At 68.5% G+C, this 26,856-nt stretch carries 25 protein-coding genes; 7 read left to right on the top strand and 18 right to left on the bottom strand.

Annotation, left to right across the window (positions count from 1 at the left end):
• Positions 1-27: 27 nt before the first annotated feature.
• The 5 genes from ACIPVN_RS00330 to ACIPVN_RS00310 form a co-directional block, all read right to left on the bottom strand.
• Positions 28-1,794: a peptidoglycan D,D-transpeptidase FtsI family protein gene (locus tag ACIPVN_RS00330; RefSeq protein ID WP_400438076.1), complete on the bottom strand. Its 1,767-nt coding sequence runs from the start codon at positions 1,792-1,794 to the stop codon at positions 28-30.
• A gap of 23 nt (positions 1,795-1,817) precedes the next feature.
• Positions 1,818-2,384, bottom strand: a complete 567-nt coding sequence (locus ACIPVN_RS00325) for a hypothetical protein (protein WP_400438074.1) — start codon at positions 2,382-2,384, stop codon at positions 1,818-1,820.
• Entirely contained in the window at positions 2,381-3,319 is a 939-nt protein-coding gene (gene rsmH, locus ACIPVN_RS00320) for a 16S rRNA (cytosine(1402)-N(4))-methyltransferase RsmH (RefSeq protein WP_400438072.1), read from the bottom strand. Before rsmH ends, ACIPVN_RS00325 begins: the two co-directional genes overlap by 4 nt.
• Positions 3,320-3,420: 101 nt before the next feature.
• Positions 3,421-3,852, bottom strand: coding sequence for a division/cell wall cluster transcriptional repressor MraZ (gene mraZ, locus ACIPVN_RS00315; protein WP_247622079.1), 432 nt, complete (start codon positions 3,850-3,852; stop codon positions 3,421-3,423).
• A 259-nt stretch (positions 3,853-4,111) separates the two neighbouring features.
• A complete protein-coding gene (locus tag ACIPVN_RS00310; RefSeq protein ID WP_400438069.1) occupies positions 4,112-4,489 on the bottom strand; it encodes a DUF3040 domain-containing protein in 378 nt (125 codons plus the stop codon).
• 85 nt (positions 4,490-4,574) lie between these two features.
• Here ACIPVN_RS00310 and ACIPVN_RS00305 point away from each other — a divergent pair, with 85 nt between their 5' ends.
• The gene (locus tag ACIPVN_RS00305) at positions 4,575-5,675 is read left to right on the top strand and encodes a polyprenyl synthetase family protein (RefSeq protein ID WP_400438067.1); all 1,101 of its coding nucleotides are present in this window, start codon (positions 4,575-4,577) and stop codon (positions 5,673-5,675) included.
• Between the two features lie 20 nt (positions 5,676-5,695).
• Here ACIPVN_RS00305 and ACIPVN_RS00300 read toward each other — a convergent pair whose 3' ends face one another.
• Entirely contained in the window at positions 5,696-6,046 is a 351-nt protein-coding gene (locus tag ACIPVN_RS00300) for an Rv2175c family DNA-binding protein (protein WP_400438065.1), read from the bottom strand.
• Positions 6,047-6,179: 133 nt separating this feature from the next.
• Between ACIPVN_RS00300 and ACIPVN_RS00295 the strand changes: the two genes are divergently transcribed.
• Complete coding sequence (locus ACIPVN_RS00295; RefSeq protein WP_400438063.1) at positions 6,180-7,394, top strand: LysM peptidoglycan-binding domain-containing protein; 1,215 nt, start codon at positions 6,180-6,182, stop codon at positions 7,392-7,394.
• A gap of 79 nt (positions 7,395-7,473) precedes the next feature.
• Positions 7,474-9,417, top strand: coding sequence for a Stk1 family PASTA domain-containing Ser/Thr kinase (gene pknB, locus ACIPVN_RS00290; RefSeq protein WP_400438061.1), 1,944 nt, complete (start codon positions 7,474-7,476; stop codon positions 9,415-9,417).
• A 110-nt stretch (positions 9,418-9,527) separates the two neighbouring features.
• On the opposite strand, the gene ACIPVN_RS00285 is transcribed toward pknB, so the two are convergent.
• Both ACIPVN_RS00285 and ACIPVN_RS00280 read right to left on the bottom strand, forming a co-directional pair.
• Positions 9,528-10,868, bottom strand: coding sequence for a class II 3-deoxy-7-phosphoheptulonate synthase (locus ACIPVN_RS00285; protein ID WP_247622073.1), 1,341 nt, complete (start codon positions 10,866-10,868; stop codon positions 9,528-9,530).
• A gap of 37 nt (positions 10,869-10,905) precedes the next feature.
• The gene (locus tag ACIPVN_RS00280; protein WP_247622072.1) at positions 10,906-11,604 is read right to left on the bottom strand and encodes a 1-acyl-sn-glycerol-3-phosphate acyltransferase; all 699 of its coding nucleotides are present in this window, start codon (positions 11,602-11,604) and stop codon (positions 10,906-10,908) included.
• Positions 11,605-11,754: 150 nt separating this feature from the next.
• Between ACIPVN_RS00280 and ACIPVN_RS00275 the strand changes: the two genes are divergently transcribed.
• On the top strand, positions 11,755-13,587 hold the full coding sequence (locus tag ACIPVN_RS00275; RefSeq protein WP_400438059.1) for an AMP-dependent synthetase/ligase: 1,833 nt from the start codon (positions 11,755-11,757) through the stop codon (positions 13,585-13,587).
• An 87-nt stretch (positions 13,588-13,674) separates the two neighbouring features.
• Here the strand turns inward: ACIPVN_RS00275 and def are convergent, their stop codons facing one another.
• The 3 genes from def to ACIPVN_RS00260 all read right to left on the bottom strand — a co-directional run bounded on the left by def (position 13,675) and on the right by ACIPVN_RS00260 (position 19,016).
• Positions 13,675-14,166 carry a peptide deformylase gene (gene def, locus ACIPVN_RS00270; protein ID WP_400438058.1) on the bottom strand — a complete coding sequence of 164 codons (492 nt, stop codon included), beginning with the start codon at positions 14,164-14,166 and terminating at the stop codon, positions 13,675-13,677.
• Positions 14,163-15,542, bottom strand: coding sequence for a MinD/ParA family protein (locus ACIPVN_RS00265; protein WP_400438056.1), 1,380 nt, complete (start codon positions 15,540-15,542; stop codon positions 14,163-14,165). The genes def and ACIPVN_RS00265 overlap by 4 nt, the downstream gene beginning before the upstream one ends.
• Positions 15,543-15,608: 66 nt before the next feature.
• The gene (locus ACIPVN_RS00260; protein WP_400438054.1) at positions 15,609-19,016 is read right to left on the bottom strand and encodes a pyruvate carboxylase; all 3,408 of its coding nucleotides are present in this window, start codon (positions 19,014-19,016) and stop codon (positions 15,609-15,611) included.
• Positions 19,017-19,109: 93 nt separating this feature from the next.
• Between ACIPVN_RS00260 and ACIPVN_RS00255 the strand changes: the two genes are divergently transcribed.
• Entirely contained in the window at positions 19,110-19,922 is an 813-nt protein-coding gene (locus ACIPVN_RS00255) for a ParA family protein (RefSeq protein WP_247622067.1), read from the top strand.
• A gap of 70 nt (positions 19,923-19,992) precedes the next feature.
• Here ACIPVN_RS00255 and ACIPVN_RS00250 read toward each other — a convergent pair whose 3' ends face one another.
• The 3 genes from ACIPVN_RS00250 to ACIPVN_RS00240 all read right to left on the bottom strand — a co-directional run bounded on the left by ACIPVN_RS00250 (position 19,993) and on the right by ACIPVN_RS00240 (position 21,803).
• The gene (locus tag ACIPVN_RS00250; RefSeq protein ID WP_247622066.1) at positions 19,993-20,538 is read right to left on the bottom strand and encodes a MerR family transcriptional regulator; all 546 of its coding nucleotides are present in this window, start codon (positions 20,536-20,538) and stop codon (positions 19,993-19,995) included.
• 99 nt (positions 20,539-20,637) lie between these two features.
• Positions 20,638-21,318 carry a MerR family transcriptional regulator gene (locus ACIPVN_RS00245; protein ID WP_400438051.1) on the bottom strand — a complete coding sequence of 227 codons (681 nt, stop codon included), beginning with the start codon at positions 21,316-21,318 and terminating at the stop codon, positions 20,638-20,640.
• A complete protein-coding gene (locus tag ACIPVN_RS00240; protein WP_400438049.1) occupies positions 21,318-21,803 on the bottom strand; it encodes an FHA domain-containing protein in 486 nt (161 codons plus the stop codon). The genes ACIPVN_RS00245 and ACIPVN_RS00240 overlap by 1 nt, the downstream gene beginning before the upstream one ends.
• Positions 21,804-21,915: 112 nt before the next feature.
• Between ACIPVN_RS00240 and ACIPVN_RS00235 the strand changes: the two genes are divergently transcribed.
• The gene (locus tag ACIPVN_RS00235; RefSeq protein ID WP_400438047.1) at positions 21,916-22,578 is read left to right on the top strand and encodes a copper resistance protein CopC; all 663 of its coding nucleotides are present in this window, start codon (positions 21,916-21,918) and stop codon (positions 22,576-22,578) included.
• Between the two features lie 9 nt (positions 22,579-22,587).
• Positions 22,588-23,985 carry a dihydrolipoyl dehydrogenase gene (gene lpdA, locus ACIPVN_RS00230; protein ID WP_400438045.1) on the top strand — a complete coding sequence of 466 codons (1,398 nt, stop codon included), beginning with the start codon at positions 22,588-22,590 and terminating at the stop codon, positions 23,983-23,985.
• Between the two features lie 89 nt (positions 23,986-24,074).
• Here the strand turns inward: lpdA and ACIPVN_RS00225 are convergent, their stop codons facing one another.
• The 4 genes from ACIPVN_RS00225 to ACIPVN_RS00210 form a co-directional block, all read right to left on the bottom strand.
• Positions 24,075-24,791, bottom strand: a complete 717-nt coding sequence (locus ACIPVN_RS00225) for a methyltransferase domain-containing protein (protein WP_400438043.1) — start codon at positions 24,789-24,791, stop codon at positions 24,075-24,077.
• Entirely contained in the window at positions 24,781-25,947 is a 1,167-nt protein-coding gene (locus ACIPVN_RS00220; protein WP_400438041.1) for a type III polyketide synthase, read from the bottom strand. Before ACIPVN_RS00220 ends, ACIPVN_RS00225 begins: the two co-directional genes overlap by 11 nt.
• 70 nt (positions 25,948-26,017) lie before the next feature.
• Complete coding sequence (locus tag ACIPVN_RS00215; protein ID WP_400438039.1) at positions 26,018-26,632, bottom strand: CYTH domain-containing protein; 615 nt, start codon at positions 26,630-26,632, stop codon at positions 26,018-26,020.
• A complete protein-coding gene (locus tag ACIPVN_RS00210; RefSeq protein WP_400438037.1) occupies positions 26,625-26,837 on the bottom strand; it encodes a response regulator in 213 nt (70 codons plus the stop codon). Before ACIPVN_RS00210 ends, ACIPVN_RS00215 begins: the two co-directional genes overlap by 8 nt.
• Positions 26,838-26,856: the final 19 nt, after the last annotated feature.

The following is a 26,856-nucleotide window of genomic DNA, read 5'->3' as shown; positions in this document are numbered from 1 at the left end:
GACATCTCCAGGCGCGGCTCTCGCCGGCTATTCGAACTTGGGCAGCAACTCGTCCATGGGAGTCGAGGACGGCATCACGCGATAGGTCTTCATCACCTGCGTCATCGCCTTTTGGAAGGCGGATGCGGTTGCCGCGGACGATACAACCTTAGTCGGCTCGTCGAGGGTGACCACGACGACGTACTGCGGGTCGTCGACCGGGGCGAACCCGACCATGCTGGTGAAGTACACACCGGCCTTGTAGCCGCCGTTGCCGTCCGGAACCTGCGCGGTACCGGTCTTGCTCGTCACTCGGTACCCGGGAACCTGGATGCGATCGGCATTGCCGCCCTGCACGGCCACGTTCTCGAGCATCCGGGTCAGGTCCGACGCGGTCTGCTCGGTGATGATCCGCTCGTGCCGCGGCTCGTCGGACGCGACGACCGTGCCGTCGGGCTGCGTGCACGACTCCACCAGCGACAGATCGATCTTCTCTCCCCCGTTCGCGATCGCCTGGTAGGCGCCGGCGACCTGCGCGGCCGTGACCGTGAAGTACTGACCGAACGTCGTCGTGTACAGCGACTGGCTGTCCCACTCGCTGACGGGGTGCAGGATGCCGGAGACCTCGGTGGGGAACCCGACGGTGTCCTCCCCGACGCCGAAACGCTGCAGGTAGTCGTAGCGCACCTCGGGGCTCACCATGGTTCCGAACTTCGACAGCGCCACGTTGGAGGAGTCGATCAGACCACCGGCGAGCGTGTAGTTGTAGGCCGGGTGGGTGAAGGCGTCGTTGATCACGGCCCCGTTCGGGAAGGTCTCCTTCGATGCGGCGCTCACGGTGCTCAACGGCGTGACGCCCGCGCCCTCCATCACGGCTGCGGCGGTGATGGCCTTGAACGTCGAACCGGGCTCGAAGTCGCGGTGGAAGATCTGGCTCCCCCACGACGCCGGGCTCGCGCCGTCGAGGTCGTTGGGGTCGAGCGAAGGCCACTCCGCTGCGGCGCGGATCTTGCCCGTCTTGACCTCGACGACCGTGACGGTGCCGCCCTTCGCGCCCTGCGCCTGCGCCTCCTCGGCGATCATCTGTTGCAGGTACCAGTTGAGGTCGCTGTTGATCGTGAGCTGCACGGTGCCGCCGTCGACGGCATCCGTGATCTTCTCGCTGCCGGGGATGACGACGCCGTCCTTGCCCTGGCGGTAGGTCTTCGCGCCATCCGTCGGCGCGAGGCACGACTGGTCCATCTTCTCGATGCCCGCCTGCGCTTCGCCGCTGCCGTTGAGGAAGCCGACGATGTTCCCCGCCACTGCCCCGTTCGGATAGACGCGCGTCTCGCGCGCCGTCTGGTGGAGGTAGGCGAGCTTGAGGTCGCGCAGCTCGATGTGCTGCTCGGTGGTGAGGGACTTCTTGAGTTCGACGTACTGGCTCTTCGGGTTCACGGCCAGAGCGTCGGCGACGAGCTTTCGCACCTCGTCGCCGGTCTGCCCGGTGATCGCGGCGATCTTCTCGGATGCCTCGGCCCACGGCAGTTCGGGCTCCTTCTCCTCGAGCTGCGTGATCACGAGCGGGCTGAGCTCGGTGTCGTAGACCAGCACGCTCTCGGCGAGCGGGATGCCGGCGGAGTCGACGATCGCGCCCCGCTGACCGGTGATCGTGTTGCTTCCACCGATGTAGCTCTGCGAGTCGGCGACGTGCGCGTCGGCGCTGACCACCTGGATGTCGACGAGTCGTACGACGAACGCCGCCAGCACGGAGAGGATCACTGCGAGAGCGACGACAGTGCGTCGCCGCGGTCCGCGTGTGGCGCGTGTCGTCATGGAATCTCTCCGTCAGTTCGTGGTCAGTGCGTCGTGGGGCTGGGCAGGCCGTCGGTGATGGCCGGCGGGAGATCCTGGCCGGAGGCGGGGGCTTCCGCATCTCCTTCCGCCGCCGCGTCCTCCGCGGCGGGCGGGGGAACGATCAGTGCGTTGCTGACAGCACCCGCACCGTTCGGATCGACGGTCGATGTCCAATCGGCTCCGGCTCCCGTGCCGAACACCGCGCCGTCGCTCAGGCGAAGATACGACGGCGAGCCCGCGACGACCATTCCGAGCGCCGCGGCGTCGGTCGCCAGCTCTTGTGGAGAACTGAGACCGAGGAGCTCCTCCTGCAGGGCGCTCGCCTGGAGGTCCAGCTCGCGCTGCTGGGAACTGAGGCCGGCCAGGGTGAAAGAGTCCTGGGTGATCGCCAGGGAGAGCGCGATCTGCGCACCGCCGATGAGCAGCGCGCCGGCGAATGCGACGAGGGCGTAGGCGAGCTTCGGCTTGCGGCGCGTCGCGGGAGCGGTGACGGGCTGGAGTCGGCGCGGGGACGTGGTCTTCGGAGCGACCGGCTGCACCGGGCGACGGACGACGGCGGGGGCACTCATGCGGTCTCCCGAAGTTTCTCGGCCGCCCGCAGACGCACCGGGATGGCTCGCGGATTGCGGGCGCGTTCCGCCTCGTCGGCGAGTTCGGCTCCCTTGGTGAGCACGCGGAATCGTGGGGCGTGCTCGGGCAGTTCGACGGGAAGCCCCTTCGGAGCCGTCGATGCGGACGCGGCGGCGAACGCCTGCTTGACCAGGCGGTCCTCGAGGGACTGGTAGGACATGACGACGATGCGCCCGCCGACACCGAGTGCGTCCATGGCCGGCGGGATGGCATCCGCCAGCACCGTGAGCTCGGCGTTGACCTCGATGCGCAGCGCCTGGAAGACGCGCTTGGCGGGGTGGCCGGCTCGCTGCGCGGCCGCGGGCGTCGCGGCCTGCAGGATGTCGACGAGCTCGGCCGAACGCGTGATCGGCTTCTTCTGCCGTGCGTCGATGATGAACCGGGCGTAGCGACCGGCGAGCTTCTCCTCGCCGTAACGTTCGAAGATGCGGCGGAGGTTGCCCTCGCTGTAGGTCGCGATGACGTCGGCGGCTGTGGCGCCCTTGGTCTGGTCCATCCGCATGTCGAGCGGCGCGTCCTTGGAATAGGCGAAGCCACGGTCGGCCTCGTCGAGCTGCAACGACGACACGCCCAGGTCGAACAGGATGCCCGAGGCGCCCTGCGCGTGCAGTCCGATCTCGTCGTACACCGTGTGGACGAGGGAGATGCGGTCGGCGAAGCGTTCCAGCCGCTGCCCTGCGATCCGCAGGGCATCGGTGTCTCGGTCCAGACCGATGAGACGGATGTTGTCGAAGCGCTCGAGGAAGGCTTCTGCGTGCCCGCCCATTCCCAGCGTCGCGTCGACGAGCACTGCTCCGTCGGCCTGGAGGGCGGGAGCGAGCAACTCGACGCAGCGCTCAAGCAGAACAGGGGTGTGGATGTCTCGGAGGTTCATGATCTCTCTCGGGTGACCTTCGGCTCTGATCCCCCTCCGCTTCGCGACCCGGCACCGGGGAAGTGTGTCGGGGCGGGAGCGGCGGGGCATCACAGCCGTGGTCAGAACAGGCCCGGAATCACCTCCTGCTCCAGATCGGCGTAGGTCTCCTCGCCGGCGGCGAGGTAGGCGTTCCAGCTCTCGGCATCCCAGATCTCGGCATGGGCGCCGACTCCGGTGACGATGAGCTCCTTCTGCAGGCCCGCGTACTGACGCAGGTGCGGCGGGATGGTGATGCGGTTCTGGCTGTCGGGCATCTCCGCACTCGCACCGGAGAGGAACAGGCGCATGAAGTCGCGCGCCTGCTTGTTCGCGAGCGGAGCCTGGCGGATCCGCTCGTGCATCGCCTCGAACTCGGCCGTGCTGAAGACGTAGAGGCAGCGTTCCTGACCCCGGGTGACGACGATGCCGCCACCCAGATCTTCGCGGAACTTCGCGGGAAGGATGACCCGTCCCTTGTCGTCCAGCTTCGGAGAATGCGTCCCCAGCAACATCAGCCATCACCCCCTCTCCGTCCGGCCAACTCGAGGTGCGCCCCACTTTACTCCACTTCCCTCCACATTCCTACGATTATTCCGAGCATTCTCGCACCGAACTCGTCCGCGGGGGCCGAAGTTCCGCGTCATTCCGCGGTGGAGGAGGGTGGAGCGCCAGTGGAGGGGCGGTGGAGGGCAGAGGGAACGCCGAGAGACGCGCAGAGCACGAAAAAGGCCCGGATGCTCAGAGCATCCGGGCCTTCAGAAGTAAGTGGGGTCAGTTCCCTTCGTGGCGGCGATCCCATCGATCGTTCATGCGGTCCATGAAGGACGCGGAGTCCTGCCGCTTGGTGTCCGGCTCCTCGGAAGGAGTCGCGGCGGGTGCGGAGCGGCGCACGGGGGTGACCGCCAGCATGACGCCGGCCAGCATGGCGGCGAATCCGACGACGCCGATGACGATTCCCCAGACATCGCCCACGATCACGCCGGCGACCAGACCGCCGACTCCCGCGAGCACCAGGAGAGCCCCGTAGACGAGGTTCCGATAGCTCAGTGCGCGATCGCCCGAAGGCGCGCTCACGACGTCGGCGTCATTGTGGAGGAGATGGCGTTCCATCTCGTCGAGCAGACGCTGCTCCTGTTCGGAGAGTGGCATTTCGTCCCCCTCGGGTATCGTGCGTTCCATTCTACGCGCGACCGGCGCTCGGAGGCTAGCCGTTCGCCCCCTCGTTGCTTTACGTATGCTGGGAGTCGTGTCCTCCCCCGCCGTGATCGTCGATTCCGTCGCCTCCCGCCTGGAGCAGTTCGTCGAGAGGATGCGCGCCGATTCGAGCGAGTACGGCCCCGATGCCGTCGCTCTCATCGACGCCGCGGCCGACACGCTCATGGGCGGCAAGCGGTTGCGCGCCCGATTCTGCCACGCGGGATGGCAGGCGGTCGCGCGCGCGTCCCATCCTCGCGCGATCGAAGGCGAGGCACTCTGGAACACGTGCGCGGCGCTCGAGATCTTCCAGTCGGCAGCGCTCGTGCACGACGACATCATCGACAATTCCGACACGCGTCGGGGCCGACCGGCCGCGCATCGCGCCCTGGAGAGCGCGCATCGCTCCGCCGGGTGGAGCGGTGACGCCGAGGCGTTCGGGCGCGCGAGCGCGGTGCTGCTCGGAGACCTTCTCGTGGCGTGGAGCGACGACCTCCTCGAGTCGGCCATCACCGACCACGCTCACGCCGCAGAGGTGCGGCGTGAGTACGCTCGCATGCGCAGGGACGTGACGGTCGGGCAGTACCTCGACATCGCCGAGGAATCCGCGTGGAGGGTGAACGACGACGCGGAACACGCGCACCGCGCACTCCGCGTGGCCTCGTTGAAGTCGGCCAGATACAGCATCGAGCAGCCGCTCGTCCTCGGAGCATCGCTCGCAGGGGCGGATGCACCACAGCTGACGGCCCTGCGGAGCTTCGGCCACCCCGTCGGCATGGCCTTCCAGCTGCGCGACGACGTGCTCGGCGTCTTCGGAGACGAGTCGGTCACCGGCAAGCCCGCGGGCGACGATCTCCGCGAGGGCAAGCGCACCGTGCTGATCGCCCTCGCTCGCGAGGCCCTCGACCGACCCGCCCGCGGGGTCGTCGACGACATGCTCGGCGACCCGGAGCTCGAGCCTCGGCAGGTCGATTTCCTCCAGGAGACCATCCGCGACACCGGCGCCCTGGATCGGGTCGAAGCCATGATCGCGGACTACGCCCGCGAGGCCGACCGCGCTCTGGTCGGGGCACGTCTCGACAACGCCGCCGTCAGTGGCCTGCGTGATCTCGCGCGCGCCGCGACCGTTCGCACCGCCTGAACGGCTGCGCTGAGCTCGCCTCAGGCGAGGGTACGGGCGATTCGACGAACCTCGCTCTTGTGACCGGCGAGCAGCGCCGCGATCGGCGAACGCGCCATCGACTCCTCCTCGGTGAGGAGCCAGTCGATGAGCTCGTCATCGGTGAACCCGGCGTCCTGCAGCACGATGATCGTTCCGCGCAGCGAACTGAGCGGCCGCCCGTCGACGATGAAGAGCGACGGAACGGCGAACACGCCCGTGCGACGGGAACCGACCAGGTGGTGTTCGTCGATGAGTCGGCGGACCTTGCCGAGCGGCTCATCGAGCACCTCGACGAGATCGGGCAGCGTCAGCCACTCCAGGGCGGGGGTTCCATCGACGTTCTCAGACACCCTGCAACTATCTCATCTCGAGGCCGGACGTGCATGTCGAGATGCTTTCTTTCACAGCCGTCACTTGCTTCACTCCTGTTGACTTCCGTTTACTTCCGTGTCAGCGTGGCAGGGTTCAAAAAGGGGGCCCCTCGTGACACCGAACACCTCTTCCCGCCGCCAGCGGTACGCGACGCTCGGCCTACCGGCCGCCGTCCTGGGTGCACTCGCCGGCGTGCTGGTGGCCGCTCCCGCCGGAGCGGATGTGGTTGCCGGCGCCTCGTCCACCGCTCGGCTCAACGGTGTTCCGAACCGCATCGCACCGGCGGAAGCGCCACCGAGCGACTACGTCGTCGCCCCAGGCGACACGATCTTCGCCATCGCGCAGCGTTTCGGCCTGCGTACGGCGGACGTGCTCGCATGGAACGGACTCGACGCGCGCTCCGTGATCCGCCCCGGGCAGGAGCTACGCCTCCACGCGCCGCCGGCAGCCGCGAGCACGCCCGCGGCCACCGCTCCCCCCGCATCCGCACCCGCGACGCACACGGTCGCGGCGGGAGACACGCTCTTCGCGATCGCCCAGCGCCACGGCATCCCCCTCGACGCCCTCCTCTCCGCGAACGGGCTCGACCGCTCCTCGATCATCTACCCGGGCCAGAGCCTCGCGGTCACCGCATCCGCCCCGGCGGCAGCGCCCGCCGCCGCTCCCGCACCGGCACCGGCACCGGCACCCGCCGCCGCTCCGGCCACCTACACGGTCGCCGCCGGAGACACCCTCTTCGCGATCGCCCAGCGTCACGGCATCCCCCTCGACACCCTCCTCTCCGCGAACGGGCTCGACCGGTCCTCGATCATCTACCCCGGCCAAGCACTCGCCGTGAGCGCTGCAGCCCCGGCGACGCCCCCCGCGCCTGCTGCGGCTCCCGCGGCCGTCGACGCCGCACCCGCTCAGAAGTCCGCAGACCTCTCCCCCGAGCAAGCGGCGAACGCCGCACTGATCATCCGCATCGGGCGCGAGCTCGGCGTCTCCGATCACGGCATCGCGATCGCACTGGCGACGGGGATGGTCGAGTCCGACCTGCGGAACCTCGATGGGGGCGACCGCGACTCGCTCGGCATCTTCCAACAGCGGCCGAGCACCGGCTGGGGAACGCCCGAGCAGATCCGAGATGCGGAGCGGAGCACACGCGTGTTCTACGGCGGCCCGAGCGATCCGAACGGTCGGGCGACCCGGGGGCTCCTCGACGTCCCCGGGTGGGAGTCGATGGCGTTCACGGATGCCGCCCAGGCCGTTCAGATCTCTGCGTATCCTCTCCGCTACGGAGAGTGGGAGACGGCGGCGCACCGCTGGCTCGCCCTGTATCAGTGACCGCGCGTTCTGAAATCGGGTTGCCCTCAGGGGTGAGGCGCTCCCCGGCCTTTCAGGCAGTTCTCCATAGAATTCTGACGTGACGACCAACCAGCAGGCCGACCCCCTCATCGGGCGGCTTGTCGACGGCCGATACCGCGTGCGCGCTCGCATCGCCCGCGGCGGCATGGCCACCGTCTACGTCGCGACCGATCTGCGCCTCGAGCGCCGCATCGCGCTCAAGGTGATGCACGCGCATCTCAGCGACGATTCGGCGTTCCAGAGCCGGTTCATCCAGGAAGCCCGGTCCGCCGCCAGGCTGGCCGATCCGCACGTCGTCAACGTCTTCGACCAGGGACAGGACGGCGAACTCGCGTACCTCGTGATGGAGTACCTGCCCGGCATCACGCTGCGCGAACTTCTGCGAGAGCAGAAGCGTCTGACGATCACGCAGACGATCACGATCATGGATGCCGTGCTCTCCGGGCTGTCCGCCGCGCACCGGGCGAACATCGTCCACCGCGATGTGAAGCCCGAGAACGTCCTCCTCGCCGAGGACGGCCGCATCAAGATCGGCGACTTCGGCCTCGCCCGCGCGACCACCGCCAACACGGCGACGGGTCAGCAACTGCTGGGCACGATCGCGTATCTCGCTCCCGAGCTCGTCACCCGAGGCACCGCCGACGCCCGCAGTGACATCTACGCCCTCGGCATCATGCTGTACGAGATGCTGGTCGGCGAGCAGCCGTACAAGGGCGAGCAGCCGATGCAGATCGCCTTCCAACATGCGACCGAGTCGGTTCCGCGCCCCAGCGCCCGCAACCCCGGGGTGCCCGAGCAGCTCGACGAACTGGTGCTGTGGGCGACCGAGAAGTCGCCCGATGAGCGTCCCGACGACGCGAAGCAGATGCTCGACCGGCTGCGCGAGATCGAGCGCGAGCTCGGCGTCTCCCCCGCTGCGGCGACAACCTCGCCACCGGTGCGATCCGCGAGCGACTCCGGGGATCTCACCAAGGTCATGCCCGCGACGGTGGCCGTCACCGACCCCGTCGCCCCCGTGCCACAGGCGGTGGACAACGCCACGCTCCTGCGTCGTCGCGCGTCACGGCGTCGCGCGCGTGGCGCGTTCCTCCTCACCCTCGTCCTTCTGCTCGCGGTCCTCGCCGGCGGCGTCGGCTGGTGGTTCGGTTCCGGACCCGGCTCGCTCGTCGCGGTCCCCGGTGTCGCGGGAATGACGTACGACGAAGCGGCGGATGCTCTGACAGCCGAAGGCTTCTCCCCTCGGCAGGAGGACCGCTTCTCGCTCGACATCGAACCGGGCACGGTCATCGAGACGGATCCCGGAGAGGGCCAACGCCTCGACAAGGGGACGGTGGTGTCGGTGATCGTCTCGGCCGGACCCACCCCGCACACGGTCGAGACTCTCAACGGGCGGGCCGAGGAGGATGCACGCGATTACCTCGCAGGCATCAATGTGAACGTCGCGGACACGACGGTCGTCCTCTTCTCCGATGCCGCCGAGGGCACCGTCATCAACGCCTTCGCCACCCCTCGAGTCGGCGGCGAGGCTTACGCCTGCGCCGAGGGCTGCGATCTCTTCGAAGCCGACACGATCGAGCTCTACGTCTCGGCGGGCACGTTCCCCGACGTGTCGGGAATGTCGGTCAGTGAGGCGAGCTCCACCCTCACCGACCGCGGGCTCGTCGTCGGCGAGTCGTCGTACGTCTTCAGCTCGGATGTCGAGAAGGACATCGTGATCGGCGTCTCGGACCGCGCCGAAGAGGGCAACTGGCGCCCCGGTGACACCGTCCAGCTCATCGTCTCGAAGGGTCCGGAGCTGTTCCCGGTTCCCGATGTGACGGGGATGACCCGCGACGAGGCCGCGCAGACGCTCCGGGATGCGGGTTTCGAACCCACGTGGAACGCCATCTGGAACGCGTTCCCGAATGACTTCACCGAAGTGTCGGGGACGGACCCCGCGCCCGACTCCGAACGCCGAAAAGGCGCTCAGGTGACTCTGCAGATCCGGAGCAGCGGCTTCTGATCGATCTTCAGGCCTCGGCATCCGCGGTTCCCGGGATGTGGAAGCTTCGACGGACGAAGGCCGCACCACCGGAATCCGGGGTGCGGCCTTCGTCCGTCGATGATGCGGTGTCAGCGCTTCTCGAGCTCCTCGGCGACGAGGAACGCCAGCTCGAGGGACTGCATGTGGTTCAGGCGCGGGTCGCAGAGGCTCTCGTACCGGGTCGCCAGTGCGGCCTCGTCGATGTGCTCGGATCCACCGAGGCATTCGGTCACGTCGTCGCCCGTGAGCTCGACGTGGATGCCGCCCGGGAAGGTGCCGACGGCACGGTGCGCCTCGAAGAACCCGCGCACCTCGTCGACCACGTCGTCGAAACGACGCGTCTTGTATCCGGTCGGCGTCGTGATGCCGTTCCCATGCATCGGGTCCGTGACCCACAGCGGGGTCGCACCCGAGTCGCGCACCGCCTCGAGCAGAGGGGGAAGCGCGTCGCGGATCTTTCCGGCGCCCATGCGCGTGATGAACGTGAGGCGCCCCGGCTCGCGGTTCGGGTCGAGCTTGTCGATGAGCTCGAGAGCCGTCTCGGGCGTGGTGGTCGGCCCCAGCTTCACCCCGATCGGGTTTCGGATCTTCGAGAAGTAGTCGACGTGCGCCCCATCGAGGTCGCGCGTGCGCTCCCCGATCCAGAGGAAGTGCGCCGACGTGTTGTACGGCGTGTCGGTGCGCGAGTCGATACGCGTCATCGGGCGCTCGTAATCCATGAGCAGGCCCTCGTGACCCGTGAAGAACTCGACGCGCTTGAGCTCGTCGAAGTCGGCTCCGGCCGCCTCCATGAACTTGATGGCGCGATCGATCTCGGCCGCCATGCGCTCGTACCGCTGGTTCGCCGGGTTCTGGGCGAAGCCCTTGTTCCACGAGTGCACTTCGCGCAGGTCGGCAAAGCCACCCTGCGTGAAGGCGCGGATGAGGTTCAGCGTCGATGCCGCCGTGTGGTAGCCCTGCAGCAGGCGTCCCGGGTCGGCCTGGCGCGAGCCCTCGGTGAAGTCGTATCCGTTGACGATGTCACCCCGGTACGCCGGCAGCGTGACGTCGCCGCGGGTCTCGGAGTCGCTCGAGCGGGGCTTGGCGAACTGCCCCGCCATGCGGCCCATCTTGACGATGGGCATCGAGGCACCATACGTGAGCACGACGGCCATCTGCAGCACCGTCTTGATGCGGTTGCGGATCTGCTCGGCGGTCGCACCGGCGAACGTCTCGGCGCAGTCACCGCCTTGGAGCAGGAAGGCGCGGCCGGAAGCCGCGCGGGCGAGACGGTCGCGGAGATTGTCGACCTCGCCGGCGAAAACCAGCGGCGGCAGGGCCGCGATCTGTCGAGAGACCTCGGCGACGCGCTCGGCGTCGGGCCACTGCGGCTGCTGCTTGATCGGGAGCGAGCGCCACGCGTCCAGGGCGTCGATATCGTGCGGGAGCATCCTCCCAGCCTAGTGGTCGCGCGGCGCGTCGTCGGCGTCAGGAGCGTCGTGTGACGCGGACCGGAAGCCGGTCCTTCACGGTCGACGCGTAGACGTCCTCGTACTTCTGCTCCCCGAGCCGCTGCAACGCGACCATGATCTCGTCGGTGACGGAACGCAGGATGTACCGGTCGTTCTCCATCCCCGCGTAACGCGAGAAATCGAGCGGTTCGCCGATCACGATGCCGACCCGTACGATCCGTGGGAGTCGCTGCCCGATCGGCATCGCCGTATCGGTGTCGACCATGATCACGGGCACGACCGGAACCTTCGCCTCCAGCGCCATCCGCGCGATGCCGGTGCGCCCACGGTAGAGGGTTCCGTCGGGACTGCGCGTGCCCTCGGGGTAGATGCCGAGCAGGTCTCCGCCGCCGAGCACCTGGAGCCCCGTGTTCAGCGACGCCTCGGATGCCTTGCCTCCCGACCGGTCGATCGGGATCTGCCCGGTCGCGCTCATGAAGAACTTGGTCGCCCATCCCTTGAGACCGCGCCCCGTGAAGTAGTCGCTCTTCGCGAGGAACGACATCTTCCGGTCGATGACCAGGGGCAGGAAGATCGAGTCGGCGAAGGAGAGGTGGTTGCTGGCGAGGATCGCCGCACCACTCGCGGGCACGTTCTTGCGGCCCACGATCCAGGGACGGAAGATCGCCTTGACCACGGGGCCGATCACGACGTACTTCATCAGCCAGTAGAACACCGTCGTGAGTCTAGCGCCGTGATCGTACTCCGCCGGAAACTTCCTCGGAACGACTGCCCGTAAGCGACCCAGTTCCACCAGGTGTGCGACCCGGTGTCATGCCCTAGACTCGGGAGGAACCCGTACCCGACCGGTACCGAAGGAGCTGCCGTGGTCCAGTTTGAAGTTCCCGCCGTCGTCCCCGCCGACCCCGACGCGAACGTCGCCGACCTTCTGGTCGAACGCGTCCGCGCTACTCCCGACCGCGCCCTGTTCGCCGTCCCCGACCGGGACGGGTGGCGCGACATCTCGGCCGCCGACTTCCAGACCGCCGTGATCGCGCTGGCGAAGGGTTTCGCCGCCGCCGGCATCCAGCCCGGCGAGAAAGTCGGATTCCTCGCCCGCACCACGTACGAGTGGACGCTCGTCGACTTCGCCCTCTTCTACGCCGGCGCCGTGATGGTACCGATCTACGAGACGAGCTCACCGTCGCAGATCCAGTGGATCCTCGAGGACTCCGGAGCGATCGCCCTGATCGTCGAGTCCCCCGAGCACTTCGCGCGCGTCGACGAGGTCCGCGGCGACCTCCCGCTCATTCGCGAGATCTGGCAGCTTCACCTCGGCGCCATCGATACCCTCACCGCCCAGGGCGCGCCGGTCGAGGATGCCGAGATCGAACGTCGCCGATCGCTCGCCGTGGGTTCGGACATCGCGACCCTCATCTACACCTCCGGGTCGACGGGCCGCCCCAAGGGCTGCGTCCTCACCCACTCCAACTTCGTCGAACTCTCACGCAACTCCGCCAAGGCACTGGACGAGGTCGTGCAGGTGCCGGGCGCCTCGACGCTCCTCTTCATCACCACCGCTCACGTGTTCGCGCGATTCATCTCGATCCTCGACATCCACGCCGGCGTCCGCACCGGCCATCAGCCCGACACCCGCCAGCTGCTCCCGGCGCTCGGATCCTTCAAGCCGACCTTCCTGCTCGCGGTCCCCCGCGTGTTCGAGAAGGTCTACAACTCCGCCGAGCAGAAGGCCGAGGCCGGCGGCAAGGGCAAGATCTTCCGCGCGGCCGCAGATGTCGCTATCGAGCACTCCAAGCTCGTCGAAGCGGGCAAGAAGATCCCGTTCGGCACGAAGCTGAAGTTCGCCCTGTTCAACAAGCTCGTCTACAGCAAGCTGCGCGAGGCGATGGGCGGCAACGTCGCCTACGCCGTCTCGGGTTCCGCCCCGCTCGGGCCGCGCCTCGGGCATTTCTTCCACAGCCTCGGGGTCGTCATCCTCGAGGGCTACGGCCTGACCGAGACGACCGCCCCTGCGACCGTGAACCTCGCGGACAAGTCGAAGATCGGCACGGTCGGCCCGGCGCTCCCCGGGGTGGGCGTGCGCCTGGCCGACGACGGCGAGATCGAAGTCCGTGGGATCAACGTGTTCAAGGAGTACTGGAACAACCCGGAAGCGACGGCGGAGGCGTTCAGCGAGGGCGGCTGGTTCCGCACCGGCGACATCGGCAACTTCGACGCGGAGGGCTTCCTCACCATCACGGGCCGCAAGAAGGAGATCATCGTCACCGCCGGCGGCAAGAACGTCGCCCCGGCGGCCCTCGAGGACCCGATTCGCGCGAACCCGATCATCGGTCAGGTCGTCGTCGTCGGCGATCAGAAGCCCTTCATCTCGGCCCTCATCACGCTCGACTCCGAGATGCTGCCCACCTGGCTCGCCAACAACGGGCTCGCCGCCGACATGACGCTCGCGGATGCCGCGAAGAACGATGCCGTGCGCGCCGAGATCCAGCGTGCCGTCGATGCCGCCAACGCCCGCGTCTCCCGCGCTGAGTCGATCCGCAAGTTCACCGTGCTCGAGTCGGAGTGGACCGAGGCGTCCGGCCACCTCACGCCGAAGCTCTCGATCAAGCGCAACGTGATCATGAACGACTTCGCGGACGAGATCTCGGCGATCTACGACGAGCCGGTGTCGACGACCAACGTCGCGATCGGCGGCTGATCCCTCCCCGAGATCACTCCTTCGGATGAGAGGGCCCTCTGCGCACGTCGCGCAGAGGGCCCTCTCGTCCGCAAACCGGTCTCGGCGTCAGAACCAGTCGCTCTCGCGCACCTGGCGCATCGCCGTGCGCCGCGTCTCGGGATCGAGACGCGAGAGGTACAGCTTGCCGTCGAGATGATCGGTCTCGTGCTGCAGAGCCTGCGCGAGCAGTCCCTCTCCCTCGAGCACGACCGGCGCACCGTCGAGGTCGATGCCCTCGACGCGAGCCCAGGGATACCGCAGCGCGTCGTGCCAGAGGCCGGGTACCGACAGGCACCCCTCTCCCGTGGGCGCGGGCTCTCCGCGCACCTCGGTGAGGACGGGGTTGATGACGTAGCCGATGTCGCCGTCGATGTTGTAGCTGAACGCCCGCAGCGCGACACCGATCTGCGGCGCGGCCACTCCGGCGCGCCCGGGCAGCTCCACGGTCTCGACGAGGTCGGTCACCAGGGCACGGATGCCGTCGTCGATCTCGCTGATGGGTGCGCACACGGTGCGCAGCACGGGATCGCCGAAGATCCGGATCTCACGGACGGTCATGCGGATGCCTCCGCCCGCAGTCCTTCGACCAGCAACGCAGCGAGCCGACGCGCCGCAAGACGCGTCTCGGGCTGCAGGTTCGCGAACACCATCACACCGCCCGCGGCGATCTGCGCGTCGTAGGGCATCTGCACCACGCTGCGAACGCGGGAGGCGAAGTGGGCCTCCAGCTCGTTCACCCGCACGAGCGGTGTTCCGGGCGTGGAATGGTTGAGGACGACGATCGCGTCGTGCGCGAGATCCTCGAACCCGTTCGTCTCCAACCAGGTCAGGGTCTCGGACGCCAGACGCGCCTCGTCGACGCTGAGCCCCGAGACGATGACGATACGGTCGGCGACGTCGAGCGTGGCTGCCATCACCGGGTGAACGATGCCCGTTCCGGTGTCGGTGAGCACGAGCGAGTAGTAGTGGGCGGCCAGATCCGCCACGTCCCGGTAGTCGGTGTCGCCGAAGGCCTCGGCGATGCGCGGATCGGCGTCCGATGCGAGCACATCGAGCCGCGTCGCATCGCGTGCGACGACCGCCGAGATGTCGTGGTAACCCGTCACCTGATCGTGGATGCGCACGAGATCGCGCACCGACTTCGTGTGCTGCGGGCGCACGATCCGATCGGCGAGCGTTCCCCGGTCGGGATTCGCGTCGATCGCGATGACCCGATCGTCACGAGCATCCGCCAGAGCCATGCCCAGCAGAGCCGTGATCGCGGTCTTCCCCACTCCGCCCTTGCGGGAGAGAACCGGCACGAACCGCGCTCCGCCGGGCAGCGGAGCGGCGATGCGGGCGGAGAGCGCCTTGCGCTCGCGGGCCCGACGGCCGTCACCGATGTTGATCCGTCGGCCGGAGACGGAGTACAGCAGATGACTCCAGGCCCCTTCGGGCTCGGGTTTCGTCACGCGATGCGGATCGAGCAGGCGGTCGGTCGTGAGCAGATCAGCGGACTCACGGTGGGTACCGCTCAGGTCGCCGAGACGCTTGGACGCCAGCGTCACCTCCGGTTGAGCGGTACGCGGTGCGAGGGACTTCTTCGGGCTCTCCACGGGAGCGGCCTCCTTCACGGGGGCGGGAGCGGACGCCACGGTCGGCTCGAGAACGGGCTCGGGCTCGGCGATGGCCTCGTCGACGGCAACGGGGATCGGCGCGGCCACCGCCACGGCGACGGCATCCTCCAGCACGATGTCGGCGACGACGGCCTCGTCGACCTCGCCATCGATGACCTCCTCATCGGCGAGATCGTCATCCTGCTCCCGCGGCATGACGACGCTCACCTGGGCGGTTCCGCCGAGGATGCCGATGCCGGTGGTCGCAACGGACGCGGCGTCGACGAGCACCCCCATCGCGTCGTCCTCGTGGGGATCCGGGGTGTTCTTCGGGGTCACTGTCTCGCTCCAAGCATGCGCGGGCGAGGGCGCGCCGCATCGTGCGCTGCCCCCGCCCGGACAAGGTTAGTGCGCGGGACGGATGACGACCAAAAGATCGCCGGCGTCGACCTGCTGCGTCGACGAGATCGCGTGACGCTCGACCACACCGTCGACGGGCGCGGTGATCGCGGCCTCCATCTTCATCGCCTCGATCGACGCGACCGGCTCACCGGCGCGGACCGTCGCGCCGACCTCGGCCTTCAGGGTGACGACTCCCGAGAACGGAGCAGCGACCTGACCGGGAACGGAGGTGTCGGCCTTCTCGACCTCGTGGGCGTCGACCGAGATCGCACGATCCCGCACGAAGACCGGTCGGAGCTGGCCGTTGAGGGTCGTCATCACGGTGCGGATGCCGCGGTCGTCGGCGTCACCGATCGCCTCCAGACCGACGTAGAGTTGCACGCCGCGGTCGATCTCGACCAGGTGCTCCTGCCCCGCGACGAGGCCGTACAGATAGTCGCTCGTGTCGAGCACCGACAGGTCGCCGAAGAGTTCGCGCATCTGGCTGAACTCCTGCATCGGCGCCGGGAAGAGCAAGGTGTTCAGTCGCGCCCGCCGTGTCGCGCTGTCGCCCGCGAGTGCCGACTCGTCGTCGGCCGTGAGGTCGGTCAGCCCGACGCGGACAGTGCGCCCCGCGAGAACCTTCGATCGGAACGGCTCCGGCCACCCACCGGGCAGGTCGCCGAGTTCGCCCGCCATGAAGCCGACGACCGAGTCCGGCACATCGTACTTCTCGGGGTTCGCCTCGAAATCCGCCGGGTCGGCCTTCACCGCGGCGAGATGCAGGGCGAGATCGCCGACCACCTTGGACGAGGGCGTGACCTTCGGCACCCGGCCGAGGATCCGGTCGGCGGCGGCGTACATGTCCTCGATCAGCTCGAAGTCGTCGGCGAGACCGAGCGCCTTGGCCTGCTGCCGCAGGTTCGAGAGCTGACCACCCGGGATCTCATGGTGGTACACGCGCCCCGTGGGCCCCGGAAGACCCGACTCGAACGGCGCGTACTGGTGCCGCACGGCTTCCCAGTACGGCTCGAGATCCGAGACGCCCCCGAGATCGATGCCGCTGTCGCGGTCGGTGTGCGCGAGCGCAGCGACCAGCGCCGACAGCGAGGGCTGACTCGTCGTGCCCGACAGCGGAGCGGATGCCGCATCCACGGCGTCGACACCGGCGGCGCTGGCGGCCAGGAGTGTCGCGAGTTGTCCGCCCGGGGTGTCGTGCGTGTGCAGGTGCACCGGGAGGTCGAAGCGCTCGCGCAGCGCGGAGACGAGGGTGGCGGCAGCCGCCGGGCGGAGGAGACCCGCCATGTCCTTGATGGCGATGATGTGCGCCCCGGCGTCGACGATCTTCTCGGCGAGGCCGAGGTAGTAGTCGAGCGTGTAGAGGTCCTCGGCAGGATTCGACAGGTCGCCGGTGTAGCAGAGCGCGACCTCGGCGATCGCCGTCCCCGTACGTCTGACCGCGGCGATCGCCGGCCGCATCTGCTCGATGTCGTTGAGGGCGTCGAAGATGCGGAAGATATCGACACCGCTCGCAGCGGCCTCGGCCACGAAGGCATCGGTGACGGCCGTCGGGTACGGCGTGTAGCCGACCGTGTTCCGTCCGCGGAGAAGCATCTGGATCGCCACGTTCGGAAGCTCCGCCCGCAGCTTGTCGAGGCGCTCCCAGGGGTCCTCCCCCAGGAACCGGAGCGCGACATCGTAGGTCGCCCCGCCCCATGCCTCGACCGAGAGCAGGCCCGGCGTCAGCCGAGCGACGTAGGGCGCGGCCGCGACGAGGTCCTTCGTCCGCACGCGCGTGGCGAGCAGCGACTGGTGCGCATCGCGGAAGGTCGTCTCGGTGATCGCCAGCGCGCTCTGCTCGCGAAGCTCGGCCGCGAACCCTTCCGGCCCGAGTTCGAGCAGGCGCTGACGCGAGCCGGGCACGGGCTCGGCCGCGAGGTCGATCGCCGGAAGCTTCGTGCGGGGATCGACAGCCCCCGGGTGCGCACCGTTCGGCTTGTTGACGGTGACGTCGACCAGCCAGTTGAGGATCTTGGTGCCGCGGTCCTTCGACACCCGTCCGCGCAGGAGCTCGGGACGCTCGTCGATGAATGAGGTGCTGAGGTCACCGGCGACGAAGGCGTCGTCGTCGAGCAGCGCCTGCAGGAACGGGATGTTCGTCGCGACGCCGCGGATGCGGAACTCCGCCAGTGCACGACGAGCTCGGGCGACCGCCGCGGGGAAGTCGCGTCCGCGGCAGGTCAGCTTCGACAGCATCGAATCGAAGTGGGGGCTGATCTGCGCGCCCTGGTGCACGGTTCCGCCGTCGAGACGGATGCCGGCGCCACCGGGCGACCGGTACGTCGTGATCTTCCCCGTGTCCGGGCGGAAGCCCTGCGTAGGATCCTCGGTCGTGATCCGGCACTGGAGGGCCGCTCCCCGCAGCTGCAGGTTCTGCTGCTGCAGGCCGAGCTCCGCCAGCGTCTGACCGGAAGCGATGCGCATCTGGCTCTGCACGAGGTCGACATCGGTGACTTCTTCGGTGACCGTGTGCTCGACCTGGATCCGCGGGTTCATCTCGATGAAGACGACCTCGCCGGCCCGCTCCCCCGCCGTCTCGAGCAGGAACTCGACCGTGCCGGCGTTCTCGTACCCGATCGAGCGTGCGAAGGCGACGGCATATCCGTGCAGTGCGGTGCGGATGCCGTCGTCGAGGTTCGGCGCCGGGGCGATCTCGACGACCTTCTGATGACGGCGCTGCACCGAGCAGTCGCGCTCGAAGAGGTGCACCGTCTCGCCGGTCTTGTCGGCGAGGATCTGCACCTCGATGTGACGGGGACGCACCACGGCCTGCTCGAGGAACATCCGCGGGTCGCCGAAGGCGCTGTCCGCTTCGCGCATCGCCTCGGCAAGTGCGGGGGCGAGTTCGGCGGCCGTCTCGACGCGACGCATTCCTCGTCCGCCACCGCCGGCCACGGCCTTGGCGAAAAGGGGGAAACCGATGTCGGAGGCCTGCGACACCAGCGCCTCCACATCGGCGGACGCCTCGGTCGAGCGGAGCACGGGCACGCCGGCCTCGACGGCGTGGCGCTTGGCCTCGACCTTGTTGCCGGCCATCTCGAGCACGGCGGCGGGCGGGCCGATGAACACGATGCCGTTGGCCGCGGCCTTCTCGGCCAGTTCCGGGTTCTCGGAGAGGAAGCCGTACCCGGGGTAGATCGCGTCGGCGCCGGACTCGAGCGCGACACGGATGATCTCGTCGACGTTCAGGTACGCACGCACCGGATGGCCGCGCTCCCCGATCTCGTAGGCCTCGTCCGCCTTGAGGCGGTGCACGGAGCCCCGATCCTCATGCGGGAAGACCGCGACGGTCCTGGCTCCGACTTCATAGGCCGCGCGGAAGGCACGGATCGCGATCTCGCCGCGGTTGGCCACAAGGATCTTCTGGAACATGCACACCTCTGGGAGCTCGATGTGCGCGTGGATGCACGCACATGGGGCGGGGCTGAGTGTTCCCCCAGACTAGGGCAAGGTAACGTGGAGTCCGTGCACGTACTCAGCGTCAGCTCTCTCAAGGGAGGCGTCGGCAAGACGACCGTGACCCTCGGCCTGGCCTCAGCGGCCTTCGCCCGGGGCGTCCGTACTCTCGTCGTCGACCTCGACCCGCAGTCCGATGTGTCCACCGGTATGGACATCCAGGTGGCAGGACGACTCAACATCGCCGACGTCCTGGCGAACCCGAAGGAGAAGGTCGTCCGTCAGGCGATCACCTCCAGCGGCTGGGCGAAGGTGCACCCCGGCACGATCGACGTGCTCATCGGCAGCCCGTCGGCGATCAACTTCGACGGTCCGCACCCCAGTGTGCGCGACGTGTGGAAGCTCGAAGAGGCCCTCGCTGCGGTCGAGGCCGACTACGACCTCGTCCTCATCGACTGCGCCCCGTCGCTCAACGCCCTCACCCGTACGGCCTGGGCCGCGAGCGACCGCGTCATGGTCGTCACCGAGCCCGGCCTGTTCTCGGTCGCCGCGGCCGACCGAGCCCTGCGCGCGATCGAGGAGATCCGCCGCGGCCTCTCCCCGCGTCTGCAGCCGCTGGGCATCGTCGTGAACCGCGTGCGCCCGCAGTCGATCGAGCACCAGTTCCGCATCAAGGAACTGCGCGACATGTTCGGCCCGCTCGTCCTCTCTCCGCAGCTCCCCGAACGCACATCGCTCCAGCAGGCGCAGGGCGCCGCCAAGCCCTTGCACATCTGGCCCGGCGACTCGGCGCAGGAGCTCGCCGCCGACTTCGATCAGCTCCTCGACCGGATCATCCGAACGGGGCGCATCCCCGTACCCGAGACCGGACAGCAGGCGTAAGCACCCGCAGACATGAGAAACGGCCATCCTCGACGAGGGTGGCCGTTCTTGTGTCCGGAGGGACGGTGGGTCAGGCGGAGCGCTTCGAGCGGCGGCTGGCCAGCTCGTCGACGGGGTCGGGAGCCGTGGGGTCGAACTCCACCAGGGTCGACTCGACCTCGCGGAGCACCTTGCCGACAGCGATGCCGAACACGCCCTGTCCGCGGCTGACGAGGTCGATGACCTCGTCGTTCGACGTGCAGAGATACACGGAGGCGCCATCGCTCATGAGGGTGGTGCCGGCGAGATCGCGGATGCCGGCGCGGCGCAGCTCTTCGACCGCGGTGCGAATCTGCTGCAGAGAGATACCGGTGTCGAGGAGGCTCTTCACGAGCTTGAGGACGAGGATGTCACGGAAACCGTAGAGACGCTGCGAGCCGGAGCCGCTGGCGCCGCGGACGGTCGGAACGACCAGTTCCGTACGCGCCCAGTAGTCGAGCTGGCGGTAGGTGATGCCGGCGGCACGAGCGGCGACCGCTCCGCGGTATCCGACCTCGTCGTCCATCGCCGGGAGACCGTCGGTGAAGAGGAGTTCGGGCACGAACCGCGGGTCGCCTGTGAGCTCATCCGCATTCATTTCAAATCCTCCCTGGAACGGTTACCTCCACGCTAGAGCAGCACCCCCGGAGCGGCAACGACATCCGCGACACCGCGAAGGTGTGTCGCAATCAGTTCGTTACGAAAGGACGCGCGTGAGCGCTTCCTTGACGAAGAGCCCGCGGACCTCGTCGATCTTCGACGCCAGTTCCGGCGCCAGTTCGCTCGCCTTGGCACGCGATGCGGCGTCGGTGCGCCGCAGCAGCGCCGACAGCGCGGACTCGATGAGGGCGACCTCGCGATCCGCTCCTTGGCGCAGCGCCCGCAGGTGCCGCGGCTCGATGCCGTGGCGGTCGAGAGCGACCAATCCGCGCAGCAGGGCGACCGTTGCCTCGGGGTACGTCTCCTGCGCCGTGATGACGCCGGTGCTGATCGCGTCGTTCAGCAGCTGGGGACCGGCGCCCGCCGCGGAGAGCAACTCGGTACGCCGGTAGCGACGCGGCGTCGGGGTGATCGACGGCGGAGGCGCGAGGGCTGTGGACTCGGTGCTCGCCTCGTCCAGCTGCTCGCGGATCACGCTCAGCGGAAGGTAGTGGTCACGCTGGAGCGTGAGCCCGAGACGCAGGCGCTCGATGTCGGCCTGCGAGAACTTGCGGTATCCCGACTCCGTGCGCGAGGGAGTGACGATCCCCTGCACCTCGAGGAACCGCAGCTTGCTGGAGGTGAGGTCGGGGAAGTCGGGAGTCAGACGTGCGAGCACCTGACCGATGCTCAGAAGACCCGCGGACGCAGATCGTTCGCGGGCCGGGGACGCCGCCATCAGGCGTTGGCCGCTGCGCGGTCGATCGGCGAGGCGAAGAAGTTGAGCCGGAACTTGCCGACGCGCACCTCTGCTCCGTCGACCAGGGGGCTGCGGTCGAACCGCTCGCCGTTGACGTACGTGCCGTTCAGCGACCGCTGATCGATGATCTCGAACGCCGTGCCGCTGCGAGTGACCTCGGCGTGCCGACGCGAGACCGTCACGTCGTCGAAGAAGATGTCGGCCTCGGGGTGACGCCCGATCGTGGTCACGTCGGTGTCGAGGAGGTAGCGCGCACCCGCCAACGCGCCGGAGCGCACCAGCAGCAGCGCGGATCCCGAGGGAAGCGCGGCGATCGCCGACTGCTCAACCTCGGTCAATTCCACACCGAAGGGAACGAACGACAGGTCGGAATCGTGTCCGAACGTCTGCGTCACGTCGTGCTTCTGCTCGCCGGATCGGTGGATCGCCGCGTCTGCGGCCGGTCGGCTGTCGTTGTCTGTCACTTCGCCCTCCTGGTCGTCCACACTATCGGATGCCGGGGCCCTCGCGGGAGCCGCATCCACAGGCGATCCACACATTCAGGCACCGCACACCGGATATTCCTAGGGTGGTGGGGTGCAGACCACCATCCTCCGGCGCTCGACCGCGCCCCTCGCCCTCGCCGCGACCCTTCTCACCGCCTTCCTCGTGCTGTTCGCGCCCCTGTCGGCTTCGGCCCACGACGACCTGATCTCCTCGTCTCCGGCGGCGGACTCGACGGTCGATGTCCTCCCATCGGAGATCGTGCTGACGTTCAACGCCGACCTGATCACCGGGGAGAACGCCACCGAGGTCCAGGTTCTCGACGCGAACGAGAATCTCGTCTCCGAGGGTGCTGCCGTGACCGAGGGGGCGACTGTCACACAGCCTCTGATGGCCGCGGCCGAAGCCGGTGTGTATCGCGTCGTGTGGAAGGTCGTCTCGAGCGATGGACATCCGACGTCGGAGGAATTCTCCTTCACCGTCGCGAACAGCACGGACCCGACCCCGACCCCCACCGCGACCGAGACGGCATCCGCCCCGTTCGCCTCGGCCGAACCCTCGGCATCGCCCTCGGCGAGCCCGACCACGACGGCCACCGATGACGACGCGTCGGCCAGCCCGTCGACCGCCTGGATCTGGATCCTCGTCGTCCTCGGCATCCTGGTGATCGCGGCCGGGATCACGCTCGCCGTCATCCTCTCCCGACGCCGCCGCGGCGCCTCACCGACCGGTTCCGACGGCTCCACGTCGCGATAGGCTTGACGCATGCCTCATTACGACGTCGTCATCCTCGGTGCAGGTCCTGGTGGATACGTCGCTGCGGTTCGCAGCGCGCAGCTCGGCCTGTCCACCGCCATCATCGAGGAGAAGTACTGGGGTGGTGTGTGCCTCAACGTCGGCTGCATCCCCTCCAAGGCCCTCCTGAAGAACGCGGAGATCGCCCACACCCTGAAGCACAAGGCCGACTTCTTCGGCATCTCGGGGGAGTTCTCGCTCGACTACGGCAAGGCGTTCGATCGCAGCCGTGTCGTGGCCGACGGCCGCGTCAAGGGCATCCACTTCCTGATGAAGAAGAACAAGGTCACCGAGTACGACGGCCGCGGCACCTTCACCGGTCCGAAGGCCATCTCGGTCGCCAAGTCCGACGGCCAGGTCGAAGAGGTCACCTTCGACAACGTGATCATCGCGACGGGTTCGACGGTTCGTCTGCTACCCGGCGTCACGCTCAGCGAGAACGTCGTCACCTACGAAGAGCAGATCATGAGCCGTGAGCTCCCCGAGTCGATCGTCATCGTCGGCGCCGGCGCGATCGGCATGGAGTTCGCGTACGTCATGACGAACTACGGCGTGAAGGTCACGATCATCGAGTTCCTCGACCGTGCCCTCCCCAACGAGGACGCCGACGTGTCGAAGGAGATCGCCAAGCAGTACAAGAACTACGGCGTCGACATCCTCACCTCGACCAAGGTCGAGACGGTCGTCGACAACGGCTCCTCCGTCACCGTCACCTACACCGGCAAGGACGGCCAGGCCGGCTCGATTGAGGCCTCGAAGGTGCTCATGTCGATCGGCTTCGCCCCGCGCGTCGAGGGCTTCGGGCTCGAGAAGACCGGCGTCGAGCTCACCGAGCGCGGTGCGATCGCGATCGACGACCACATGCGCACCAACGTCGAGGGCATCTACGCCATCGGCGACGTGACCGCCAAGCTGCAGCTCGCCCACGTGGCGGAAGCGCAGGGCGTGGTCGCCGCGGAGACCATCGGCGACGCCGAGACCATGACCCTCGGCGACTACCGCATGATGCCCCGCGCGACGTTCTGCTCGCCGCAGGTGGCCTCGTTCGGCCTCACCGAGCAGCAGGCGAAGGACGAGGGCCATGACGTCAAGGTCGTCAGCTTCCCGTTCATGGCCAACGGCAAGGCGCACGGCCTCGGCGAGCCGGTCGGTTTCGTCAAGCTGATCGCCGACGCCGAGCACCTCGAGCTCCTCGGCGCCCACATGATCGGACCGGACGTCTCCGAGCTCCTCCCCGAGCTGACGCTCGCTCAGAAGTGGGACCTCACCGCTCTCGAGCTGGCACGCAACGTGCACACGCACCCGACGCTGTCGGAGGCACTGCAGGAGGGCTTCCACGGCCTCGCGGGGCACATGATCAACTTCTGATCACGCTTGCCTCTCGAAGGCATCGCCACGAAGGCCCGGTCCGCACTCGCGCGACCGGGCCTTCGTGCGTGCTGCGGCCGTCGGCGCGGTCAGCCGAGCGGATGCTCCCACCGCAGTTCGAGTCGGGCGGGCAGCGCCGAGCGTACCTGCCATCCGTCCGGAGCGAGTGCGTCGAGCTCGGTGGCGGTGTGGGAGCGGCGGATGCTGCGCAGGCCGTCGGTCCGGATGAACGAGCCCGCGAGGAAGTTCTTCGCGAACGGCGCCGTGCCCACCGCGTAGAGCGCATAGGCGGCGCGACCGCGCGCGATGTCCTGGTGTGCGACGACGCCACCCGGCGCCACCAGCGTCTCGCTGTCGCGCAGAAGAGCGGCCAACTCGGCGGAGTCGAGGTGGTGGAGGAGGTGGTTCGAGACGATGATGTCGAACTGCTCACCCGCGGCGGCGAGCGTCGCACTGTCGGCGCATCTATAGTCCACCCCCGCTGAACCGTCGTGGGTGCGCGCCCAATCGATCGCCCGCTCATCCGGGTCGAGCGCCGTGATCCGAGCCGACAGCCCCTCGCGTCGAAGGCGCCGCGCCATATACCGGCAGAGATCTCCCCCGCCTGCTCCGATGTCGAGGATGCGCACCTCGCCGCGCCGTGCGCGCGGTCGCACGTGACGTCGGTAGAGCAGCCCCGGTCGTGACACCAGCGCGTTGACGAGCTCGAAGCGCTGATACGTGCGCTCGAGCATCCGCAGATCTGCCGCCGGGTCATCCATGAGTTCCGGTAGATCGACCGCCCGCTGCCGCAGGTCAGGCGTCATGACCGCGCGGCGTCTCGACCGTCATCAGCGCGCTCTCCGCGGTGAGCCCCGGGCCGAAGGCCATCGCCGCCACACGATCTCCGCGCTGCGCCCCCTCCTCCTCGAGGATGCGCTTGAGCACGAACAGGATCGTGGCACTCGACATGTTGCCGTTCTCGCGCAGGACCGCGCGCGCCGGATGCAGCTGTGCGTCACTCAGATGCAGACGCTCCTGGATCCGGTCGAGGATGCTGCGGCCCCCGGGATGGATGGCCCAGTGCGCGACCCTCTCGCCGATCGTGCCCTCCTCGAAGGCGATCGACATGTCGTGCTCCCCGACGTACAGCGGGCGTAGCGCTCCGAGTATGGTCTCGCCGATGATCTGCGGCACCGCGGTCGAGAGGATCATCTCGAAGCCCTCGTCGCCGATCGTCCAGGCCATGTCCTTCTCACCCTCGGGGGCGATGGCCGTGTGGAAACGGTCGAGACTCAGCGCCGGCACCTCCGACGGCAGCTGGCGCGCCGTGACGATCCCGGCCGCCCCTCCATCGGCGAACAGCGAGGTCGCGACGATCGTGTCGGGGTCTTCGGAAGAGCGCAGATGCAGCGTGCAGAGCTCGACGCTCACGACGAGGACGACGGCATCCGGATCCGCCGAGCAGAACTGGCTCGCCGCGCGCAGGGCCGGCATGACGGCGTAGCAGCCCATGAACCCGAAATGGAAGCGCTGCACGCTGTCGGCCAACCCCAGGGCCCGCACGATCTCGTACTCGGGTCCCGGGGCATGGAAGCCCGTGCACGAGACGGTGATCACGTGCGTCACATCGGATGCCTGAAGGTCGGGATCCTCCTCGATCGCCCGCTGCGCGACCTCCACGAACAATCGCGTCGACTCACGCACGTAGATGTCGTTGCGCGCCCGGGTGCCTGCCGCGAGCAACTGGCGCGTCGCCGGGGCGAAGAACACCGGCTCTTCGGTCTCGTGCAGCGGCGAGAACTCCTCGATCACGGTGTGCCGGGTATCGATGCCGGAGCCGTCGAAGGAGGCCGTGACGATCCTCTGCGCGAGCCGCCCCAGACCGGGCTGCTGCGCGAAGACGTCTCTCACCGCGTCCTGCGCGATGACGGTGTCGGGAACGATCGTCTGCAGCGAGCGCAGGACGGCGGGACGGCTCATGGTGTCACTCAAGCACGCCGCCGCTTCCGTGGGGAAGGGGGTTGTGCCGTGTCGCGACCTCTGCGAAGGCTCAGAAGCCGAGTGCGCGGGCGAGCTTGGAGCCGGAAGAGGCCTCACGCCCTCCCGCCGTACGCACTGCGGCTTCGACGGCGGAGAAGAAGGCCTCGCGCCCGTCGGCATCCGCGGGCGCAGCCGGCCCCAGCTCCATCTCCCACTCGCGCCACGCGCGCTCGATGCCCTGGCGGAGATCGGTGGCGCGGACCCGATCGTCGACGAACTCGGCGATCACGCCGTCGGCGCCGGTGAGGAGGTAGGCGGTGCGGTCGTTGCGGATGCGCGCGAGGGGCGTCAACGGATCGGTCGTCCATCGGGCGACCGTGGCGGCGACGGCATCCGGGATGCCCTCGCCGTCGTCGAGCGGCCATCCCAGCTCGAGCCGGCCGTCGCCCTCGCGCGGACCTTTGACGTGCCAGCCCGCGTCGGGGCCGCCGGTGCGGCGACGCAGCGCCACTCCGGAGCGCGACAGCGCCCCCTCGGCCGTGTCGAAGTACTGGGCGTCGAGGTCGCGGGACTCAGCGTCCGTGACGGTGTCGACTCCGGGGATCGCGTCCCATCGAGGGAGCGGCGTCGCATCGTCGACATCGAACTTGCGCTCGACCTCGACGGTGCGCGACGGCTCAGTCATCGCTGGACGTGAGGTCCTCGAGGGACTCGTCGTACCAGTAGTCGATCTCGGTGGGACCGTCGTCGGAGCCGGTGTTCTGCGGCTCGCCGCGACGGTTGTACACCACCTGCGTCTCGCTGTAGGGGACGATCAGCTTGTCGTCCGCGTCGCCGAGGGGAAGGATCTGCCCGTCCAGCGGGCCGCCGTGAAGTCGTGCGAGTGCCATGCCCTCACCCTATCGCCGC

It is taken from the genome of Microbacterium sp. NPDC090003 (assembly GCF_044748385.1).
Taxonomy (GTDB): Bacteria; Actinomycetota; Actinomycetes; order Actinomycetales; family Microbacteriaceae; genus Microbacterium.
This window is presented reverse-complemented; position numbering and strand designations above follow the sequence as displayed.